Genomic DNA, 1,435 nt, shown 5'->3' with positions numbered 1-1,435 from the left:
CCAAGTCGTTACGCCATTCGTGCAGGTCGGAACTTACCCGACAAGGAATTTCGCTACCTTAGGATGGTTATAGTTACCACCGCCGTTTACTGGCGCTTAAATTCTCCGCTTCGCCCCGAAGAGCTAACAGGTCCTCTTAACGTTCCAGCACCGGGCAGGCGTCAGTCCGTATACATCGTCTTGCGACTTCGCACGGACCTGTGTTTTTAGTAAACAGTCGCTTGGGCCTGGTCTCTGCGACCGGCCGTCCCTAGCCCGCAAGGAGCCTCAAGACAACCGGCCCTCCTTCTCCCGAAGTTACGGAGGTATTTTGCCGAATTCCTTAACCACAGTTCGCTCGATCGCCTCGGTATTCTCTACCTGACCACCTGTGTCGGTTTGGGGTACGGGCCGCAACAGCACTCGCTAGAGGCTTTTCTCGACAGCATGGGATCACCCTCTTCGCCTCAATCGGCTACGCATCACCTCTCACCCTCCATGAGCCCCGGATTTACCTAGGACTCGGGCTACAGGCTTACACCACGACAACCACCGCGTGGCGGAGCTACCCTCCTGCGTCACCCCATCACTTGCCTACTACCAGATCGGATCCCACGCTCCCCCACAAACACAACTCCCGAAGGAGCCGAGGCGGGTTCGGATGGTTAGCATCACCAGATTCAGCATGGACGCACTATCACGAGCACGGGAATATCAACCCGTTGTCCATCGACTACGCCTGACGGCCTCGCCTTAGGTCCCGGCTCACCCTGGGCGGAACAACCTGGCCCAGGAACCCTTGGTCATCCGGCGGCAGAGATTCTCACTCTGCATTCGCTACTCATGCCTGCATTCTCACTCCCACACCCTCCACCCGTAAATCACTCCCGGGCTTCACCAGATGCAGGACGCTCCCCTACCCAACAACACCTAAAGATGTCATTGCCACGGCTTCGGCGGTGCGCTTGAGCCCCGCTACATTGTCGGCGCAGGACCACTTGACCAGTGAGCTATTACGCACTCTTTCAAGGGTGGCTGCTTCTAAGCCAACCTCCTGGTTGTCCGGGCGATCCCACATCCTTTCCCACTTAGCGCACGCTTAGGGGCCTTAGCCGGTGATCTGGGCTGTTTCCCTCTCGACCACGAAGCTTATCCCCCGCAGTCTCACTGCCGCGCTCTCACTCACCGGCATTCGGAGTTTGGCTGACTTCGGTAAGCTTGTCGGCCCCCTAGGCCATCCAGTGCTCTACCTCCGGTGAGAAACACACGACGCTGCACCTAAATGCATTTCGGGGAGAACCAGCTATCACGAAGTTTGATTGGCCTTTCACCCCTACCCACAGCTCATCCCCCAGGTTTTCAACCCTGGTGGGTTCGGGCCTCCACGACGTCTTACCGACGCTTCACCCTGGCCATGGGTAGATCACTCCGCTTCGGGTCTACACCCCGCGACTAT

1 rRNA gene is annotated in these 1,435 nt (G+C 58.0%); it reads right to left on the bottom strand.

Features of this window, described 5'->3' with window-relative positions:
* Window positions 1–1,435 (bottom strand): 23S ribosomal RNA (locus WHI96_RS27645); the annotation flags it as partial.

The organism is Pseudonocardia tropica (assembly GCF_040105315.1).
Lineage (GTDB): Bacteria > Actinomycetota > Actinomycetes > Mycobacteriales > Pseudonocardiaceae > Pseudonocardia > Pseudonocardia alni.
The sequence above is the reverse complement of the archived record's forward strand: the minus strand, read 5'-3'. Positions and strand labels throughout refer to the sequence as shown.